At 73.0% G+C, this 14815-nt stretch carries 15 protein-coding genes; 7 read left to right on the top strand and 8 right to left on the bottom strand.

Annotation, left to right across the window (positions count from 1 at the left end):
- The first annotated feature begins 148 nt into the window (after positions 1-148).
- The 3 genes from ACFVFQ_RS15055 to ACFVFQ_RS15045 all read left to right on the top strand — a co-directional run bounded on the left by ACFVFQ_RS15055 (position 149) and on the right by ACFVFQ_RS15045 (position 4043).
- Entirely contained in the window at positions 149-1624 is a 1476-nt protein-coding gene (locus ACFVFQ_RS15055; RefSeq protein WP_383414739.1) for a serine hydrolase domain-containing protein, read from the top strand.
- Between the two features lie 160 nt (positions 1625-1784).
- Positions 1785-2924, top strand: coding sequence for a pyridoxal-phosphate-dependent aminotransferase family protein (locus ACFVFQ_RS15050; RefSeq protein ID WP_383414735.1), 1140 nt, complete (start codon positions 1785-1787; stop codon positions 2922-2924).
- Positions 2925-3245: 321 nt separating this feature from the next.
- A complete protein-coding gene (locus tag ACFVFQ_RS15045; RefSeq protein ID WP_383414732.1) occupies positions 3246-4043 on the top strand; it encodes a TetR/AcrR family transcriptional regulator in 798 nt (265 codons plus the stop codon).
- Positions 4044-4059: 16 nt separating this feature from the next.
- Here ACFVFQ_RS15045 and ACFVFQ_RS15040 read toward each other — a convergent pair whose 3' ends face one another.
- Together ACFVFQ_RS15040 and ACFVFQ_RS15035 are read right to left on the bottom strand one after the other, a co-directional pair.
- Positions 4060-4512 carry a GNAT family N-acetyltransferase gene (locus ACFVFQ_RS15040; RefSeq protein ID WP_383414729.1) on the bottom strand — a complete coding sequence of 151 codons (453 nt, stop codon included), beginning with the start codon at positions 4510-4512 and terminating at the stop codon, positions 4060-4062.
- A gap of 86 nt (positions 4513-4598) precedes the next feature.
- Positions 4599-5081 (bottom strand): MarR family winged helix-turn-helix transcriptional regulator, encoded by a 483-nt coding sequence (locus ACFVFQ_RS15035; RefSeq protein ID WP_383414726.1) that lies wholly within the window; start codon positions 5079-5081, stop codon positions 4599-4601.
- Positions 5082-5214: 133 nt separating this feature from the next.
- Between ACFVFQ_RS15035 and ACFVFQ_RS15030 the strand changes: the two genes are divergently transcribed.
- Positions 5215-6453 (top strand): MFS transporter, encoded by a 1239-nt coding sequence (locus ACFVFQ_RS15030; RefSeq protein WP_383414723.1) that lies wholly within the window; start codon positions 5215-5217, stop codon positions 6451-6453.
- Positions 6454-6511: 58 nt separating this feature from the next.
- Here ACFVFQ_RS15030 and ACFVFQ_RS15025 read toward each other — a convergent pair whose 3' ends face one another.
- Positions 6512-7042, bottom strand: coding sequence for a DUF2269 domain-containing protein (locus ACFVFQ_RS15025; protein WP_383414720.1), 531 nt, complete (start codon positions 7040-7042; stop codon positions 6512-6514).
- A 154-nt stretch (positions 7043-7196) separates the two neighbouring features.
- Between ACFVFQ_RS15025 and ACFVFQ_RS15020 the strand changes: the two genes are divergently transcribed.
- From ACFVFQ_RS15020 to ACFVFQ_RS15010, 3 genes are all read left to right on the top strand, one after another.
- Entirely contained in the window at positions 7197-7832 is a 636-nt protein-coding gene (locus tag ACFVFQ_RS15020) for an HAD family hydrolase (RefSeq protein ID WP_383414717.1), read from the top strand.
- Positions 7833-8290: 458 nt separating this feature from the next.
- Positions 8291-10030 (top strand): globin domain-containing protein, encoded by a 1740-nt coding sequence (locus ACFVFQ_RS15015; protein ID WP_383414714.1) that lies wholly within the window; start codon positions 8291-8293, stop codon positions 10028-10030.
- Between the two features lie 94 nt (positions 10031-10124).
- Complete coding sequence (locus ACFVFQ_RS15010) at positions 10125-10946, top strand: pyridoxamine 5'-phosphate oxidase family protein (RefSeq protein ID WP_383415035.1); 822 nt, start codon at positions 10125-10127, stop codon at positions 10944-10946.
- Positions 10947-10970: 24 nt separating this feature from the next.
- On the opposite strand, the gene ACFVFQ_RS15005 is transcribed toward ACFVFQ_RS15010, so the two are convergent.
- The 5 genes from ACFVFQ_RS15005 to ACFVFQ_RS14985 form a co-directional block, all read right to left on the bottom strand.
- Entirely contained in the window at positions 10971-11450 is a 480-nt protein-coding gene (locus ACFVFQ_RS15005; protein WP_383414711.1) for an NUDIX domain-containing protein, read from the bottom strand.
- A gap of 54 nt (positions 11451-11504) precedes the next feature.
- Positions 11505-12401: a LysR family transcriptional regulator gene (locus ACFVFQ_RS15000; RefSeq protein ID WP_383414709.1), complete on the bottom strand. Its 897-nt coding sequence runs from the start codon at positions 12399-12401 to the stop codon at positions 11505-11507.
- Between the two features lie 277 nt (positions 12402-12678).
- A complete protein-coding gene (locus tag ACFVFQ_RS14995) occupies positions 12679-13803 on the bottom strand; it encodes a cystathionine gamma-lyase (RefSeq protein WP_383414706.1) in 1125 nt (374 codons plus the stop codon).
- A 22-nt stretch (positions 13804-13825) separates the two neighbouring features.
- On the bottom strand, positions 13826-14392 hold the full coding sequence (locus ACFVFQ_RS14990) for a low molecular weight protein-tyrosine-phosphatase (RefSeq protein ID WP_383414703.1): 567 nt from the start codon (positions 14390-14392) through the stop codon (positions 13826-13828).
- 3 nt (positions 14393-14395) lie between these two features.
- A complete protein-coding gene (locus ACFVFQ_RS14985) occupies positions 14396-14773 on the bottom strand; it encodes a phage holin family protein (RefSeq protein ID WP_383414700.1) in 378 nt (125 codons plus the stop codon).
- Between the last annotated feature and the right edge of the window lie 42 nt (positions 14774-14815).

Raw genomic sequence — 14815 nt, 5'->3', positions numbered from 1 at the left:
TGCGCTGCTGCATGCGGTCGTTTCACGTGAAACGTGGCGGCGTCGTTGGCGGTTGGCGGGCAGGATGGCGGCGCGGTGGGCGTCGTCCGCCGCTGACAGGGCCGGCCGGGCCGGTGCGGCCGGCGAGAAGCCTTACTTGGGGAGCGTCATGACGGTCGTGGAGCCGACGGAGTCGCAGGAGCCCGGGGCGCGCGGGGGCGGGGTGGGCGCGGTGGTTCCGCGTGAGGGTGTCGTCGTCGAAGTGGCGGAGGACTATGCGGAGTTGCTGCCGCAGACGCGGCGGGACTTGGTGCGGCGGTTGGCGGTCGCGCAGTCCGAGGGGCGGGCGCCGTCGATGATGGGGGCGGTGGTCCGCGAGGGGCGGGTGGTCTGGGCGGGGGCCCGCGGCACGGTGGACGGGGAGGTGCCGCACGGCGATGTGCAGTACCGGATCGGCTCGTTGACCAAGAACTTCGTGGCCGTGCTGGTGCTGCGACTCCGGGACGAGGGGCTGCTGGGTCTGGACGACCCCATCGGGACCCATCTGACGGACGTCCCCGTTCCGGAGGCGACGATCGCCCAACTTCTCTCGCACAGCGCCGGGTTGGCGGCGGAGTCGCAGGGCCCCTGGTGGGAGCGGACCGACGGTGGGTTGCGGCCCGAGCCGGCCAATCTGTTCGGTGAGCGGGCGCGGCTGCATCCGGTGGGGCGGCGCCACCACTACTCCAACCCCGGCTATGCGGTGCTCGGGGCGCTCGTGGAGCGGCTGCGGGGCGGGACGCCGTGGGGTGAGGTCCTGCGGCGCGAGGTGCTGGAGCCGCTGGGCCTGGCCCGGACGACGCTGCTGCCGGAGGCGCCGCACGCGGAGGGGTGGGCGGTCCATCCGTGGGCCGACGCGGTGCTGCCGGAGCCCGCGCACGACACCGGACTGATGGGCCCGGCGGGGCAGTTGTGGTCCACGGTGGAGGACCTGTGCCGGTGGGCGTTCTTCCTGTTGCGGGGCGACGAGCGGGTGCTGAGCGGGGCGAGCCTGGCCGAGATGCAGAAGCCCGCGGTGCCGCCGGAGGGCGACGCCTGGGACGGGGGGTACGGGCTGGGCACGCAGTTCGTACGGCGGCGCGGGCGGTTGCTCGCTGGCCACACCGGGTCGATGCCGGGGTTCCTGGCGACGCTGTGGATCGACCGGGGGCAGGACACGGCGGCGCTGGCGCTGGCGAACTGCACCTCCGGCGTGCCGATCAGCACGGTGGCGGCCGACTTCCTGGAGACCGTCGCGAGCCGGGAGCCGCGGATCCCGGAGCCGTGGCGCCCGCTGCCGGGCCCGGTCGACGAGGAGCTGCTGGCCCTGACCGGGCCCTGGTACTGGGGCGCGAACCCGTTCGCGCTGCGGTTGCTGGACGGGCGCGGACTGGAGCTGATCACGCTGTCCGGCGGCGGGCGTACCTCGCGCTTCCGGGCCGAGGATGACGGCACCTGGACCGGATTGGACGGCTACTACGCCGGTGAGACGCTCCGTGCGCAGCGGGCGCCGGACGGCACGGTCACCCACCTCGACCTGGGGAGCTTCGTCTTCACCCGAGGGCCCTACGAGCCCGCGGGACCGGTGCCGGGCGGGGTGGACCCCGAGGGCTGGCGGGGCGTCTGATCCGGAGGCCGGGAGGGGTAGCGGGGGCTCCGCGTCGAGGCGGGTCCGGCCCCGGGGAGGGCCCCGGACCCGGCCGATGGAGGTGCACCGGCGGACGTACAGTCGAGCGAGATGTCAGGAGCCGCCGCAGCGCGCGGCTCGCTACCGCTGGAAGGCCACCGTGACTGCCGTGACTGCGAACGCCGACGCCCCGCTTCTGCTCGACCTGCCCCCGCTCGACGCCGCCCGTTTCGCGCGGATCGAGGACAAGGTCGCGGCCCTGATGCGCACCCGCTGCGATGTCGTGACGATGCAGGGCGAGGCGTTGCTGCCCCTGGAGGCGTGCATCCGCTCGGCCGTGCGGCCGGGCAGCACCGCCCTCAACGTCATCACCGGCCCCTACGGCGAGACGTTCGGCGGCTGGTTGCGGTCCTGCGGCGCCGAGGTGATCTCCATCAGCGCGCCGTTCACCGGTGCGGTCAGCCCCGAGCAGGTGGCGGAGGCGCTGCGGGAGCACCCCGAGATCGACTTCGTGAGCCTGGTGCACGCCGAGGCGGCGACCGGCAACACCAACCCGGTCGCCGAGATCGGCGCGGTGGTGCGGGAGCACGGGGCGCTGCTGATGCTCGACGCGGTCGCCTCGGTGGGTGCCGAGCCGCTGCTCACCGACGACTGGGGGGTGGATCTCTGCGTCATCGGCGGCCAGAAGGCGCTGGCCGGTCCGGCCGGGGTCTCCGCGGTGTCGGTCAGCGCCCGCGCCTGGGAGCGGATCGCCGCCAACGAGCAGGCGCCGCGGCGCTCTTACCTCTCGCTGCTGGACTGGAAGGAGCGTTGGATCGACGCCGGCCGCACTGCCCTTCCGCATGCTCCGGCGCAGTTGGAGATGCTGGCGCTGGAGCAGGCCGTGGACCGGATCGAGGAAGAGCGGCTGGACGCGGTCATCACCCGTCACCGGGCGGCCGCCGCGGCGGTCCGGGCGGGCGTCGCGGTGCTCGGCGGGCCGGTGCCGTACGTGATCCGCGACGAGCACGCGGCGCCGGCCGCCACCACGCTCCGTGCGCCGGCGGGGGTGGACGCCCGTGAGGTGGTGTCCGCGGCGCTGGCCGCCGACGGCTCGGTCCCGGTGCAGGCCGCCGCCGGTGCGCTGGCCGCGGAGATGATCAGGGTGAACCACTACGGGCGGGCCGCGGACCGCGCGGTGGTGCTCGCCTCGTTGGCGGCGCTGGCTGCTGGCCTGCGGGCGCTGGGAGTCGCGGTCGACGAGGACGCGGCGGCCGGTGCGGCCGGTGCGGCATGGGACGGGGCCGTCTCCGCGGCCTGAGCCGTGCCGCTCCACTGATCCGGCGGGCGGTTCTCGACCGTCGGACGCCCCTCGACATGAGGCCCAGGGGTGTGGTCTGTTTCACGTGAAACGGACCACACCCCTTTTGCGTGGGGGCGCGCCCGCCCACCGTGTGCGGCGTGCTGCGCGCCCGGAACCTCGGCCTCCCCCGCTGTCTCCGTCACCCCGCGCCCCACTTCCTCGCGCCGCCCCGCCCGCCACCCCAGCGTGGCGATCCGCACGCGTGTTTTAACGGCCTCGTAGAATCGGAACGATCAACCCGGTTGTTCTCCCGGGTGTGGAGCGCGGAGGAGCCGGGTGGTGCCAGCAGGTGTGTGGCGGGCGGAGAGCCGGTCGGCGACCCCGCGCGCGGATGCCCGGCGCAATCGCGCGCTGGTGCTCCAGGCGGCCCGATCCGCCTTTGCGGAACGGGGGTTGGGGGTCCCGCTCGATGAGATCGCCCGGCGTGCCGGGGTCGGTGCCGGGACGGTGTACCGCCATTTCCCTTCCAAGGAAGCCCTGTTCAGGGCGGCGGTCCGGGACCGGATGTGGCTCTTCGCCGATGCCGCGGGGGAGTTGACCGATGCGGACGACCCCGGCGAGGTGTTCTTCCGCTTCCTGGCGTCGGTGGTGCGGCTGGCCGCCCCCAACCGGGCGCTGTGCGAGGTGCTTGAGGCGGTTGAGGGGCGCGGCCCCGAGGCGGCCGAGGAGGGCCCGGAGCTGGAGTTTCTGGCGGCCCTCGGGGTGCTGCTGGCGCGGGCCCAACGTGCCGGCGCGGTAAGGGCGGACGTCGATCTGGACGACGTCCGGGTGCTGCTGGCCGGGGTGCTGACGATGGAGCGCCGGCGGTCGGCCGGGTGGGGTCCCGCGGGCGCGGAAGGGGAGCCCCAAGCGGCGCCGGCGGGTCGGATGGCGGCGCTGCTGTTCGACGGGCTGCGCGCCGACCGGGGTGTAACGGAACTTCCGGCGGTGCGGGCGGAGCGTAACGAAACCCGGTGTCAGGTGTGCGGGGCGGAGCTCGCGGTGGCGCGCACCGGGCGGCCCGCGAGGTACTGCGGCGGGGCCTGCCGGCAGAAGGCCCACCGCGCCCGCCGCACCGCTCCCCCGGCCGGCCGCTGACCGTTCCCCGGGGCCGTCAGAGGGGCAGCTTGAAGCCGAGGTGGGACGCCTCGAAGCCGAGCCGCTCGTAGAAGCGGTGGGCGTCGACCCGGGTGGCGTCGGAGGTGAGCTGGACGAGCTGGCAGCCCAGCTTCCGGGACTGGCTGACCGCCCAGTCGATGAGCTCGGTGCCCAGGCCGGCGCCGCGCTCGTCGGCGTGGATCCGTACCGCCTCGATGATCGAGCGGGTGGCGCCGCGCCGGGAGAGGCCGGGGATCACCGTGAGTTGGAGCGTGCCGACGACCCGGCCGCCGCGGTCGGCGACGACCAGGTGCTGGTGCGGATCGGCGTCCAGGACGGCGAACGCGGCGCGGTAGGGCGTCAGGTCGTCGGGGGACTCGCGGGTGGCGCCCAGGGGGTCGTCGGCCAGCATCGCCACGATGGCGGGCAGGTCGTTCTCGGTGGCGCGCCTTATCTCAAGATCGCTCATGAGCGCGACCTTATGCCGCGCCGGCCGGCCTGCCCAGGGTTTCGGGGCGCTCGCGACGCCCGCAGCGGGCGGGTGGGCCGTCCCCGTTACGCGGAGGTGCCGAGCGTCTCGACCGCCGTCACCAGTGGCGCCAGCTCGGGTCGCTGGGCAGCGTCCCGGAGGGCCTCGCGCAGCGCGGTGTCATGGACGGGCCGGGCGGCTTCGAGGAGGCGCAGGCCGTCCGGTGTGACGTCGGTGTAGATGCCGCGCCGGTCGTCGGGGCAGAGGTAGCGGGAGAGCAGCCCGCGCTCTTCGAGCCGGGTGACCAGCCGGGTGGTGGCGCTCTGGCTGAGCACGACCGCGTCGGCGACCTGGTGCATCCGGAGGTGGCCGCCGGGTCCGTCGTGCTGCTCGCTGAGCACGTTGAGCACCGAGAACTCCCGGACGCTGAGGCCGTGTTGGGCCTGGAGGGCGCGCTCGATGTGCGACTCGATGCGGCCGTGCAGGGCGGAGAGCGCGCACCAGCCCTGGGCGAGGGCCCCGGAGGCGGCATCCCGTGTCGTGGTCGTCTCCCGCGTCCGCTGCGTCATCGCAGACCTCCTCATCCGTTGTCCGCACCAGGATAGGCCACCTCCGAAATAGTCGGCGCTTGCAAATAAAGCGCGTCTGCAATTATTGTCTGCGCTGGTTGAGGATGTGTGCAATCAATGGGAAGGACCCGCCATGCCTCTCGCGCTCCTGGCGCTCGCCATCGGCGCCTTCGGGATCGGAACGACCGAGTTCGCGGTGATGGGGCTGTTGCCCGACATGGCGGCCGACTTCGGTGTCTCCATCCCGCTCGCCGGCTACGCGACCACGCTCTACGCCCTCGGCGTGGTGGTCGGCGCCCCCCTGATGACGGTGCTCGGCACCCGCTTCACCCGGAAGCAGATGCTGATGCTGCTGATGGGCCTGTTCGTCGTGGGTAACCTGCTCACCGGCCTTGCGCCCACCTTCGGGCTGGTGCTCGTCGGCCGGGTCGTCTCGGCCTTCGCCCACGGCGCGTTCTTCGGCATCGGCTCGCTGGTGGCCGCCGACCTCGTCGCTCCAGAGAAGCGGGCCGCCGCGCTCTCGCTGCTGTTCAGCGGACTGACCGTGGCCAACGTCGTGGGCGTGCCGGCCGGCACCCTGGTCAGCCAGCAGCTCGGCTGGCGCACCACGTTCTACGCGATCACCGTGCTCGGCGTGCTGGGGCTGTTCGGCATCGTGAAGCTGGTCCCGGCGCAGCGGGCCAAGGCGGCCGCCCGGATCGGCAGCGAGCTGGCGGTCTTCCGCAACCCGCAGGTCGGCCTGGCGATGCTGATGACCGTCCTCGGCTTCGGCGGGGTCTTCGCGGCCATCACCTATCTCGCCTCGATGATGACCGGGGTCGCCGGCTTCGCGCCGTCCTCCGTCATCTGGCTGATCGCGGTCTTCGGCCTCGGGATGGTCGGCGGGAACCTCTTCTCCGGTCGGTACACCGACCGCGCCATGATGCCGATGCTCTACGCGTCCCTGGCCGGACTGGCGGTGGTGCTGGCCGCGTTCACCTTCACCGCGCACCACAAGGTCGCCGCGGTGATCACCATTGGGCTGATCGGCTTCTTCGGCTTCGCGACCGTACCGCCGCTCCAGAAGCGGGTGTTGGACCAGGCGGCCGCCGCGCCCACCCTGGCCTCGGCCGGCAACATCGCGGCCTTCAACTTCGGCAACGCGCTGGCCGCGTGGCTCGGCGGCCTGGTGATCTCGGGTGGGCTCGGGCTGACCGCGCCCAACTGGGTGGGCGCGCTGATGACCGTCGCGGCGCTGGGGGTGGCGGTGCTGGCCTCCTCCCTGGAGCGCCGGCGGCCGGGCCACAGCCAGGTGGTGGCCGCGGGCGATCCGGTCGTGACGGTGGAGGCGACCGAGGGGGACGGGGCGGCCGCGCCGGCGGTGCGGAGCTGAGCGTTCCGGTCGCCCGTCCCGGTGGGGTCGCGCGGCCGCGGCCCCCAGGCGGGACCCGTCACGACGCGACGTCCCTCCGGAGGCGCCCCCCGGCCGACCGTGCCCCGTGCGGTCGGCCGCCGCGCGTGGTGCGCCCCCACGGCTTGAGGACGGAGAGCGCGGTCAGGAAGAGGTACAGCGCGGAGGCGACCCCCGGGGCCACGAGGAGGCCGACGTCGGACACGGGGTGATCGGCGGCGGCCGCCGCGGCGAGGCGGGCGATGCCGGGACGGAGCGCGAGCACCGTCAGCAGCAGGGCCGGGGGCGTCAGCCACGCCTTGGTGAGGACCCAGCGGTACCGGGTCAGCCCCCACGGCGTACCGAGGGCCAGCACCAACCCGCTGACCAGTGAGGCCAGCGCCACTGGGAGCACCAGGTGGTCGATGAGGAGCTGCATCGCCCGGTAGGCGACCTCGGCGGTGGGGGCGGAGGTGGCCGTGAAGCCGGTGACCCCGAGCACGAACAGCCCGGCGGTGAGCCCCAGCCAGCCGACGGAGCAGGCGACATGGGCGACGAGGAGGGCCCGGCGGGCGGGCCGGCGAAGCTGCATGCCCCCACGGTGCCGGGCGGCGGGGGACGGGACATCTGACGGCGGGAGTATCCGCGCGTACGCGGCGGCGAGTACGGCCCGGGTCCGCCGGCGGGCGGCGGGACGCCCCGGCCTTTCCGACCCCGACCCACCGGACAGGACCTAGGCTCCGTCCATGAGCAAGCTGCATCTGTTCGATATGGACGGCACCCTGCTCCACGGGTCCGCGGCCGCCGTCGAGATCGCCCGTCAGCTGGGGCTGGATCGCGAGATCGCCGAACTGGAGCGGGCGTTCGCGGCCCGGGAGTTGACCCCGGCGGGCTTCGCGCAGCGGGCGTGTGACCTGTGGGCCGCCGAGCTGACCGAGGCGCATGTGGCGGCGGCCTTCGAGGGCGCGCCGTGGCTGGCCGGTATCCGGGAGGTGTGGGCCGACATCCGGGCCCGCGGCGAGCGGTGCGCCGTGATTTCGCTCTCGCCCGGTTTCTTCGTCGAGCGGCTGCTGGACTGGGGCGTCGACACCGCGCACGGCTCCCGTTGGCCCGCGGTGCCGATCCGCACCCCGGTGGAACCGGCCGGCATCCTCTCGTCGTCAGCGAAGGTGCGGATCGCGGACGAACTCTGTGCGCGGTACGGGCTGGGCCGGGTCGACTGCGTGGCATACGGCGACTCGATGTCGGACGTCGAACTCTTCGCGGTGGTACCGGAGTCGGTGGCGGTGAATGCGGATCACCATGTCAGCGACCTGGCCACGTATGCGTATGCGGGACGTGATCTTCGTGCGGCATACGAACTGGTGCGTACCGGCGGGTAATTCGACGGGGCGCGCGCTTTCCGTGGTGCATTCGTCCGCCGCGCGTACGGAATTCGCCGTCTGTGGGGAGGATCACTGGTATTGGCGGGGGCGCGTTGAGTGTCCCCGGATCGGGGGTTGTGGTTTCAACTACTGCCGGTATGGTCGACTCCGGCTCGACGGGGGTGCGGGTCCTTCGCGGGGCGTGGACGGCGGACAAAGCCCGTCAGCCTAGCGGGGAGTCGGCCCGTGTCACCCGACTTTCCGGCTGTTTGTCCGATGCGGTGGAGTGGGGTGGCATGCTGACGGAACGGTATGTGCGCCGCTTGCCACAGGGAAGTGAGATGTGTCCGCTTTAGAGAGTGTTGCCGGGATCGCTTGAGGCGACGAAGAATTCCGGGCAGGGCGGGGGAATTCCGGGCAGTTCCGGTCAGTGGAACGGCAAAGACCACCGAAAGACGTTCGAGGCGAGGCAGACCATGGACGCTCCGACCACCACGTCGGCCGATAACGGCCCTTCTGGCGGCAGCAGTGGCGATTGGGGTTGGTTCACTCCGCCGGCGAAGAAATCTTCCGGAGAGGAACCCGGCCGGCAAAACGGCCCGGACGAGCGGGAATCGGCGCAAGAAGACCGCGACGAGCCGGGCGAACGCGTCGACGCCGAGCGGATACCCAGCCGGTCCGTGAACCCGATACGTCCGGTGGGTACCGCCGCCGAGCGGGAGCGCGAGCCGGCGGCGCAACGAGTGCCGCGGCAGGGCGCGGCGCCCGCCGCCCCGCGTCCCGCGGCGGAGCCGGAGCCGGTCCACGAGCCCGCCGCACACACGCCGTTCGACGCCTTCGGTGGCTTCGACCCGCGCACTGTGGCCCCCGGACCCGCCCCGGACGCCCCCGCGGCCCCGCCGAACTCGGCGGCCCCCACCGCCCCGTCGGCCGCTCCTGAACCACCGCCCGCCCCAGCCCCACCCGCACCTCCGGCCCCTTCCGCGGCTCCGACCCCGCCTGCGCCACCGGCACCCTCCGCGGCTCCGTCCTCCCTGGCCGCGCTGGAAGCCACCGGCCCGTCAGAAGCCATGGCCTCTCCCGACGCGGTGCTCATCCGGCGCACCATGAACGAGATCGAGCCCGTGGCCGACAAGGTCACCTCGTACTTCTACGCGCTGCTGTTCGTCCAACACCCCGATCTGCGGGCGCTGTTCCCCGCCTCGATGGACACCCAGCGCGACCGGCTCTTCAAGGCGCTGCTCACCGCCGCCAAGCACGTCGACAACGCCGAGGTGCTCGGCCAGTACCTCACCCAACTCGGCCGCGGCCACCGCAAGTACGGCACCCTGCCCGACCACTACCCGGCGGTCGGTGAGTGCCTGCTGAGCGCGCTCTCCCGTTATGCCACGGCCACCTGGAGCCCGGAGGCCGAGGCCGCGTGGGTGCGCGCCTACACCGCCATCTCCCAGACCATGATCGACGCGGCGGCCGAGAACGAGGCCATCGCCCCGGCCTGGTGGCAGGCCGAGGTCGTCGCGCACGAACTGCGCACCCCCGACACCGCGGTGGTGACGGTCCGCCCGGACCAGCCGTACCCGTTCCGCGCCGGCCAGTACACCAGCCTGGAGACCCCCTGGTGGCCCCGGGTGTGGCGGCACTACTCCTTCGCCTCGGCGCCGCGCTCCGACGGCCTGCTCTCGTTCCACGTGAAGGCGGTGCCGGCCGGCTGGGTCTCCAACGCGCTGGTGCACCGCGCCCGGCCCGGCGACGTCGTCCGGCTGGGCGCGCCCGCCGGCTCGATGACCGTCGACCACTCCACCGGCAACGGCCTGTTGTGCGTCGGCGGCGGTACCGGCATCGCGCCCATCAAGGCGCTGATCGAGGACATCGCCGACCGCGGCGCCGGGCGCCCGGTGGAGGTCTTCTACGGTGCCCGCAGCGACCACGACCTCTACGACATCGACACCATGCTGCGGCTGGAGCAGACCCACCCCTGGCTCTCCGTCCGCCCGGTCGTCACCGTCGGGCCGGGTACCCGGGGCGGCCCGAACACCCTCACGGGCCAACTCCCCGACGCCGTACGGCAATACGGGCCGTACCGGGAATACGACGCATATCTTTCCGGTCCGCTGGGGCTGATCCGCAACGGTGTGGAGGCACTGGTGGAGGTCGGCGTCCCGGCCGGGCGGATTTGGCACGACTCCATCGACGAGCTGGTAGCAACGGGAGACTGAAGTCTTGGCAGCACACGGTGAACACGACCGCGCGACGGAGTCATGGGGCCCGGGCCGGCCGGCGGAGCGGCCCGGGAGCGACGGTGAGCACCTGGTGCAGCGGAGACTCGGGACGACCGCGCGCGCCGACCGCTTCTACGCGGACCAGGTCCTGGACCATCTCAACGCGCGGATGCAGGAGTTCGTGGCCTGCCAGGAGATGTTCTTCCTGGCCACCGCCGACCGGCACGGCGAGTGCGACTCGACTTTCCGGGCCGGGCCGCCCGGCTTCGTCCAGGTGCTGGGCGACCGGCTGTTGGCGTACCCGGAGTACCGCGGCAACGGCGTGATGGCCTCCCTCGGCAACCTCTCCGAGAACCCGCGGCTGGGCATCCTCATGGTCGACTTCACCCGCTACCGGATCGGGCTGCACATCAACGGGCGGGCCCGGGTGGTGCTGGACGAGGAGATGCGGGCGCACTTTCCGGGGCTGCCGGTCGATCCGGTCCCGGGCCGGCGGGCCCAACTGTGGGTGGCGGTCGAGGTCGAGGAGGCGTACATCCACTGCTCCAAGCACATCCCGCACTTGGCGAAGGTCCCCGCGACCGAGCGCCGGGCGCGTGCCTGGGGCACCGACGACGTCAAGCGCAAGGGCGGCGACTTCTTCGGGTCCGCCGCCGAGGCCGACCGGCGCCCGCCGTTCCGCCGCCCGCAGCGCGGGAGCGAGCATCTGCGCGGCGGGCTGCACGAGGACGTCCCCGAGCCCGGCCCGGTGCCGGTGCCCGGCCAACGGTGCCCAGCGCGGGGTGACTTGGCCGCGGAGCTGAACGAGGAGTTCCTCGACCGGGTCGAGGCGGTGCTGGCCCGGGCCCAGCCGCGCCGGCCGGCCGAGGATGGCCCGGAGTTCCGCGGCTGGTTCGACCGGCGCGACGGCTGACCGGGGCCGGTTCGCCAGGGGGTGTCAGCCGAGGTCGGGGGCGTGCATCGCGCGCACGCCCTCGATGTTGCCGTCCAGGTAGTGCCGCAGGGAGAGCGGGACGACGTCGACCGAGGCGATCCCGACCCGGGTGAAGGGCACCCGCACGATCTCGTACTCGCCGCACGGCTCCTCGACCTCGGGGCCGTGCCGGCGGGCCGGGTCCATCGAGTCCAGCCGGCAGACGAAGAAGTGCTGCACCTTGACGCCGTCCACCCCGCCGTCGGTGAGGTGCTCGACGGTGTCGACGAAGACCGGCACCACGTCGGTGACCTTGGCGCCCAGCTCCTCGTCCAGCTCGCGGTGGAGGGCCTCGATGACCGTGGCGTCCTCCGGCTCCACGCCGCCGCCGGGGGTGATCCAGTACGGGGCCCGGCCCGGCTTGGTGCGCTTGATCAGTACGAGGTCCGCGCCGTCGAGGAGGATCGCGCGGGCGGTGCGTTTGACGACTGGCCGTACGGTCATAGGGGACAGATGCCGCAGTCGAGCCGGGGTGAAACCCCCGTCCCGCGGCTCACGTCACCAGCCGGCGGCGGTCCGCAGCAGCCACTCGTGCGCCCGCGCGATGTGCGGCAGCCCCAGCGTCCCGGTCCGCACGGCCAGGAAGTAGGTGCGCAGCGGGGGCACCGGCGGGTCGAGGAGGGCGATCACGGCGCCGCTGTCCAGCGCCTCGGCGCACAGGTAGCGGGGCAGGACGGCCAGCCCCGCGCCCGCCGCGACGCAGGACAGCACCGCCCGCAGATCGTCGACGACGACCGCGGCGGAGGCGGTGGGTTTGGCGTCGAAGACGGCGGCCCAGTAGCGGGCGATCAGCGGCAGGCTCTCGTGGACCTCGACCAGCGGGACGGGGTCGAGGACCCGGACGCCGCCGGCCTGGACGACGCCGGGGCCGCCCAACCGGGTCGCCCAGCGGGGCGCAGCGACCAGTACGTGTTCCTCGTCGCAGAGCGGGGTGGCGGTGAGCAGCCCGCCGCGCGGCCGGGTGGTGGTGACGGTCAGGTCGTGGTGGCCGGCGGCCAGGCCGTTCAGCAACTCGTCGGCGGCGCCGTAGGCGGTGCGTATGGACAGGCCCTGGGAGACCAGCGGGCTCAGCGCGGGTAACGCGCGCTCGGCGGTGAACTCCGGGGGGCCGCCGAGGTGGAGGGTGCGGGTGGTGGAGTCCTGGTCCAGGCCCGCCTCGGTGATCTCGGTGAGGGCGTCGAGGTGGGGCGCGACCTTGTGGGCGAGTTCGTCGCCGAAGGTGGTGGCGGTGACGCCACGGGCGCAACGGACGAAGAGCGGGCGCCCTAACTGCCGCTCCAGCGTGCGGATTTGGCTGGTCACCGCCGGCTGGGAGAGCCCGAGGAGCGCGGCGGCCCGGGTGAACGAGCCGGCCCGGTGGACCGTGACGAAGGTACGCAGCAGGGCCAGATCCATCGCGTACCTCCTGCGCCCCTCAGAAGCCTGGTCGCGGGGCAACTATAAATTTGTCGATAGGACTGTGTCGCTAGCGTGATTGGACACTGACGCTGAGTCAACTAGCCTTGTTGAAGCGGTTCGTTCCACGTGAAACATCCGGCCCGTGAAACGTCCGGACCGGAGGCACGGGAGCCGCAGGCCGGCAGGGTGACGAGGGGGGATACCCTGCCGGCCTTTTCGTGCCCAGGGGTCGCCGGACCACCGCGACGTGCCCGCTCCTCCGTCGGGCGCCGCCCTACGGCCTCGCCGCGTCCAACGCCCGCCGCACATCGGCTATCAGGTCCTGCGGCTCCTCGATGCCGACGGAGAGCCGGATGAAGCCGTCCGGGACGTCGTCCCCGCCCCAACGGGCCCGGCGCTCGGCGGTGGAGCGCACGCCGCCGAAGCTGGTCGCGTTGTCCACCAACGTCAGTGCGGCCAGGAACCGTTCGGCGTACGCCCGGTCCGGGAGGACGAAGGAGACCACGCAGCCGAAGCGGCCGGGGCGCATCTGGCGCACCGCGAGGGCGTGGGACGGGTCCGACGGCAGGCCGGGGTGGCGCACCCCGGTGACCTCGGGGCGGGCGGTCAGCGCGGTGGCCAACGCCAGTGCGCCCTCGGCCTGTTGGCGGACGCGCAGGGCCAGGGTAGCGAGCGAGCGGTGTGCGAGCCAGCTCTCCATCGGGCCGGGGATCGCGCCGAGCGTCTTGCGCCACAGCCGGACGTCGTCGGCCAGCGCCGCGTTTCGGGTGCTGGCGTACCCCAGCAGCAGATCGCCATGGCCGGTCAGGGCCTTGGTGCCGCTGGCGACCGAGAAGTCCGCGCCGAGGTCCAACGGGCGCTGGCCGAGCGGGGTGGCGAGGGTGTTGTCCACGGCGACCAGCGCGCCGCGGGCGTGCGCGGCGTCCGCCAGCCGTCGGATGTCGCAGACGTCGAGGCCCGGGTTGGAGGGCGTCTCGATCCACAACAGCCGGGCGCCGTCGAGGACATCGAGCTGGGCGTCGTGGGCGGTGGGCGCCGTGCGGACCTCGATCCCGTAGCTCTCCAGGCGGGTGCGGACCGCGGGCAGGAGCTGGTAGCCGTCGTCGGGGAGCACCACCGCGTCGCCGGCGCGCAGTTGGGAGAAGAGCACGGCGCTGATCGCCGCCATCCCGGAGGCGAAGGAGACGGTGTGCGCGGGCTCGTCCGGCGCTTCCAGCTCGCCGATGGCGGCTTCCAGCAGGGTCCAGGTGGGGTTGGTGCCGCGGCCGTACGTATACGGGCCGGTGGCCTCGCCGGGGAGGTGGAAGTGGGCGGCGAACACCGGGCCGGGAAGAGCCGGTTCGTGGGCCGCCGGCTCCGGGAGACCGGCCCGGACCGCGCGGGTGCCGTCTGCCGTCATGCGCTCTCCTTGGGGTGCGCCGTCATGCGCTTTCCTTGTAGGGCGGGTGGTGCAGACCCGGTCGCGGCACGGCGGGGCCCGGCGCACCGGAGGTGACCTCGGCCCGGACCGCCTCCAGGAGGCCGTCGCAGGCCGCTTCGATCATCTCCAGGCACGCCGCGAAGCCGGCGCGGCCGCCGTAGTACGGGTCCGGCACATCGAGGTCCGCGGGCCCGGCGGAGGGGCCGGTGCCGCAGTTGTAGGCGCGCAGCAGGTGGACCTTGGCGGCGTCCTCGGCGGTGGGGGCCAGCCGGCGCAGCTCGCGCAGATGGCCCGAGTCGAGCGCGATCACCAGATCGCGGCGGGCGAACCAGGAGGCGTGGAACTGCCGGGCGGTGTGCGCGGACCGATAGCCGCCGGTGCGCAGCACGTCGCGGGTGCGGGGGTCGGCTGCCTCGCCCTCGTGCCAGCCGCCGGTGCCGGCGCTGTCGATCTCGACCAGCGCGTCGAGCCCGTCCTCCGCGATGCGGGCGCGGAAGACGGACTCGGCCATCGGCGAGCGGCATATGTTGCCGGTGCAGACGAAGCAGACGCGGTACGGGGTGGTCAACCGTCAGTCCTTGTCGGGGAGGAGCACGTGCATCGCCCAGGAGACGATGGAGACGATCACGCCGCCGAGCAGCGCCGTCCAGAAGCCGTCCACATGGAAGGCGAGATCGACCTTGCCGGCGAGCCAGGAGGTCAGCAACAGCATCAGGGCGTTCACGACCAGTGTGATCAGGCCGAGCGTGAGGATGAAGAGGGGGAAGGAGAGCACCTTCACCACGGGCTTCACCAGGAAGTTGACCAGCCCGAAGATCAGCGCCACGAGGATCAGCGTGAGCACCTTGCGACCGGTGTTCTCACCGGTGAGCGTGATGCCTTTGAGGAGCCAGATGGCCACGGCCAGTGCCGCGGCATTGGCGAGCGTCTTGACCAGGAAATGCTTCATGGTGAGATCGTCGCAGACGACAGCAGACCGGTGAGAGGTGCG

Source organism: Streptomyces sp. NPDC057743 (assembly GCF_042798755.1).
In the GTDB taxonomy this organism is placed as follows: domain Bacteria; phylum Actinomycetota; class Actinomycetes; order Streptomycetales; family Streptomycetaceae; genus Streptomyces.
Note: the sequence above shows the minus strand (reverse complement) of the source record. Positions and strands in the feature narration are given on the sequence as shown.

What these genes read in the sequence shown, in the direction of transcription:
- ACFVFQ_RS15040 (WP_383414729.1), bottom strand. Translation starts at nt 4,512, where the DNA reads ATGAGCGATCTTGAGATAAGGCGCGCCACCGAGAACGACCTGCCCGCC.
- ACFVFQ_RS15015 (WP_383414714.1), top strand. Translation starts at nt 8,291, where the DNA reads ATGGACGCTCCGACCACCACGTCGGCCGATAACGGCCCTTCTGGCGGC.
- ACFVFQ_RS15020 (WP_383414717.1), top strand. Translation starts at nt 7,197, where the DNA reads ATGAGCAAGCTGCATCTGTTCGATATGGACGGCACCCTGCTCCACGGG.
- ACFVFQ_RS15030 (WP_383414723.1), top strand. Translation starts at nt 5,215, where the DNA reads ATGCCTCTCGCGCTCCTGGCGCTCGCCATCGGCGCCTTCGGGATCGGA.
- ACFVFQ_RS15025 (WP_383414720.1), bottom strand. Translation starts at nt 7,042, where the DNA reads ATGCAGCTTCGCCGGCCCGCCCGCCGGGCCCTCCTCGTCGCCCATGTC.
- ACFVFQ_RS14985 (WP_383414700.1), bottom strand. Translation starts at nt 14,773, where the DNA reads ATGAAGCATTTCCTGGTCAAGACGCTCGCCAATGCCGCGGCACTGGCC.
- ACFVFQ_RS15035 (WP_383414726.1), bottom strand. Translation starts at nt 5,081, where the DNA reads ATGACGCAGCGGACGCGGGAGACGACCACGACACGGGATGCCGCCTCC.
- ACFVFQ_RS15000 (WP_383414709.1), bottom strand. Translation starts at nt 12,401, where the DNA reads ATGGATCTGGCCCTGCTGCGTACCTTCGTCACGGTCCACCGGGCCGGC.
- ACFVFQ_RS15055 (WP_383414739.1), top strand. Translation starts at nt 149, where the DNA reads ATGACGGTCGTGGAGCCGACGGAGTCGCAGGAGCCCGGGGCGCGCGGG.
- ACFVFQ_RS14995 (WP_383414706.1), bottom strand. Translation starts at nt 13,803, where the DNA reads ATGACGGCAGACGGCACCCGCGCGGTCCGGGCCGGTCTCCCGGAGCCG.
- ACFVFQ_RS15005 (WP_383414711.1), bottom strand. Translation starts at nt 11,450, where the DNA reads ATGACCGTACGGCCAGTCGTCAAACGCACCGCCCGCGCGATCCTCCTC.